This window comes from Geodermatophilus chilensis (assembly GCF_002802985.1).
Lineage (GTDB): Bacteria > Actinomycetota > Actinomycetes > Mycobacteriales > Geodermatophilaceae > Geodermatophilus > Geodermatophilus chilensis.
This window is the reverse complement of the sequence record NZ_NVPT01000298.1, coordinates 1-2,954: the sequence shown is the minus strand read 5'-3', so window position 1 is coordinate 2,954 and position 2,954 is coordinate 1. Positions and strand designations below refer to the sequence as shown.

Annotated in this window: 5 pseudogenes; 2 read left to right on the top strand and 3 right to left on the bottom strand. The window is 71.0% G+C overall.

Annotated features, from left to right (window positions below):
- Nucleotides 1-186 (top strand): annotated as a pseudogene (locus CNO22_RS26535) (hypothetical protein); the annotation flags it as partial.
- Between the two features lie 48 nt (nt 187-234).
- Here the strand turns inward: CNO22_RS26535 and CNO22_RS26530 are convergent.
- Nucleotides 235-681 (bottom strand): annotated as a pseudogene (locus CNO22_RS26530) (IS3 family transposase); the annotation flags it as partial.
- A 307-nt stretch (nt 682-988) separates the two neighbouring features.
- Here CNO22_RS26530 and CNO22_RS26525 point away from each other — a divergent pair.
- Nucleotides 989-2,217 (top strand): annotated as a pseudogene (locus CNO22_RS26525) (IS110 family RNA-guided transposase).
- A gap of 43 nt (nt 2,218-2,260) precedes the next feature.
- Here CNO22_RS26525 and CNO22_RS26520 read toward each other — a convergent pair.
- Nucleotides 2,261-2,628 (bottom strand): annotated as a pseudogene (locus tag CNO22_RS26520) (transposase); the annotation flags it as partial.
- Between the two features lie 49 nt (nt 2,629-2,677).
- Nucleotides 2,678-2,954 (bottom strand): annotated as a pseudogene (locus CNO22_RS26515) (IS5/IS1182 family transposase); the annotation flags it as partial.

The window sequence follows — 2,954 nt, the reverse complement described above, 5'->3', positions numbered from 1 at the left end:
CGGCCACCGGCCTTCGACGTGGAGTCCTACAAGCAGCGAAACACCGTCGAGCGCGCGATCAACAAGCTCAAGGACTTCCGGGCGGTCGCAATGCGCACCGACAAACGCGAGTTCGTCTTCCGCGGCACGATCGACGTCGCCTCGATCAAGATCTGGCTCCGCCACCCCGCCGACCACGATCTATGAGACACGCCCTAGTACTCCAGCCGTAGATCTCTTGATCATGAACGGATTCAGGATGCGGCGGGAGTAGACGTCGGTGACGAAAGAGACGTGGACGAACCCGGCCAGGGTCCACACGTAGGTGAAGTCCGCGACCCACCACTGGTCCGGCCGGGTCGGGGTGGCCCAGGCCCGGTCGACCAAGTCCGGGTGCCGCGGCGCGGCGGCATCCCGGCGGGTGGTCACCGTGGTGCGGCGGCCGCGGCGGACGCCGTCGATGCCGGCCAGGCGCATCAGCCGGCCGACCTGGTCGCGCCCCCACCGATGCCCGGCGCGGCGGGCGGCGTGCCACAGCTTGCGCACCCCGTAGAGACCGCGGTTGGCCCGGTAGAGGTCGACCAAGGTGTCCGCGGCGTAGGCGTCGGCCAGCTCCGCGGAGCTGATCGGGCAGCCGAGGCGCGCGTAGTAGGTGCTCGGGGCGATCTTGAGCCCGTGCTCGGTGAGCACGCGGCAGATCGGCTAATGGCCGCGTAAGTCGGCAGGGGACGCCTTCAGATATCGGCTGGACGGCTTGCAGTCCTTGGTCGAGACCGGCGCCCCTGCCGACTGCACCTCCTCGCCTCGGACAGGATCGTGGGCCGAGCCGACCACAGGAAGGCATCCCTGCACCGGCGGGAGCGAGCAGCTCTCGGAGCGATCGGGAGTTCCTGCGGTGAGCTGGGGTCACGAACGTCTGATCGGGTGTCGGGCCATCGAGCCCTGCCATTAGCACGCCGCGTGGTCCCGGACCGGCCGGAAACGGAAGCGAGCGGGAAGCGAGGACGGTGTGACGATCTTCTGCGGGATCGACTGGGTCGAGGACCACCACGACATCGCCATCATCGACGCGGCCGGCACGCAGCTGGCCAAGCGGCGGATCGGCGACGACGCCGCCGGCTACGCCAGCCTGCTGCAGCTGCTGGCCGAGCACGGCGAGACCGCCGACGAGCTGGCGCCGGTGGCCATCGAGACCGGCCGGGGGCTGCTGGTGGCCTGCCTGGCCGCCGGTGGCCGGGACGTCTACGTGGTCAATGCGATGGCTGCCGCCCGCTACCGGGAGCGCACCGCGGTGGCGCGAGCGAAGTCCGACGCCGGTGATGCGCTGATGCTGGCCAACATCCTGCGCACCGACCGGCACGCCCACCGGCCGATGCCCCACGACAGCGACCTGGTGCGGGCCATCGCGGTGCTGGCCCGCGCCGGTCAAGACGCCGCCTGGAGCACCCAGCAGATCGCCAACCAGCTGCGCTCGGTGCTGCGCGAGTACTTCCCAGCGGCGCTGCGCGCCTTCCAGATCAAGCACGTCGGCCTGGCCAGCGCCGAGGCCCGCACCATCCTGGCCGCCGCGCCGACGCCGCCCACCGCCGCCCGACTGACCAAGGCACGGCTGCGCACGCTGCTCAAGCAGGCCGGTCGCCAGCGCAAGGTCGAGGTCTGGGTCGAGCGGCTGCAGGGCATCTTCCGCGACGCGGCCCTGCACCACAGCCCACGGGTGGAGGACGCCTTCGGCCAGCAGGCCCGCGCCCTGCTGCTGCAGCTGAACGCCGCCGTGCGCGCCACCGAGGGGCTGCTGGCCGCGGCCGAGGCCGCCTTCCTCGAGCATCCAGACGCCGAGATCATCATCAGCTTTCCTGGTCTGGGCACGGTCACCGGCGCCCGGGTTCTGGCCGAGCTGGGCGATGACCGCGACCGGTTCACCAATCCGTGGGCGCTGAAGGCCTACGCCGGCGCCGCACCTGTCACCCGCGCCTCGGGCAAGGTTCGGCTGGTCATGCACCGCCGGGTGAAAAACGACCGGCTGGCCGCCGCCGGCTACACCTGGCCTTCGCCGCGCTGACCAAGTCGGCTCCGGCCCGCGCCCACTACGACCGGCGACGAGCCGCCGGAGACCGGCACAACGCCGCCTTGCGCAACCTCTTCAACCGCTTCCTCGGCCAGCTGCACCACTGCCTGCAAGAGCGCCAGAAGTACTGCGGGAACAGGGCCTTCCCGGCCCCACAAGCGGCCGCCGCATGAGCCGATCAGGACCAGCCCTTGACCGGTTACGCGGATCGGGTGTCTCGACCCCGAAACGGTCCTTGTGCGCGGCGATGTAGTCGCAGATCAGCGAAGTCGGCGGTCGAGCTCCGCCGCGGCGAAAAACGCTGACGCGGTCTTGAGGATCTCGTTCGCCCGGCGCAGCTCGGCAACCTCCCGGCGCAGCGCCTTGAGCTCATCAGACGCCTCGGTGGTCACCCCGGGCCGGGCGCCGGTGTCGATCTCCTCCCGCTCGACCCAGTTGCGCAGCGTGGCCGGGTTGATGTCCAGCACCGCGCCCACCGCCTTGCGGGCGGTCAGCTTCGACTCGCCGAGATCCCGGACGCGGTCGGTGTACATCCGCACGGCACGGGCGCGGGTCTCCTCGTCGTACTTGCGGGGTGCTGGCACGGTCTCAGTCTCCTTGCGAGATCAGAGCCTCTGCCAGATCCAGGACGGTTTAGATCAGGGAGTGCAGCGGCCAGGGCTTGATCACCGCGGTGTGCCCGGCGGCGGCCAGCGCGGCGAGCATCGCGCCGGTGCCGTAGGCGGAGTCGGCCAGCACCTGCACCGGCCCGCCGATCGTGCGGTCGCCGGCGAGCAGCGCGAGGCCGACCGCGCCGTCACCGGTCTCTGGGCCGCTGGCGCGCGTCAGCGTGCAGCCGGTGATCAGCCCGGTGTCCGGTTCGGCCACCAGATGGGCTTTGAACCCGTCGACCCGGCGGGTCACGGTCTTG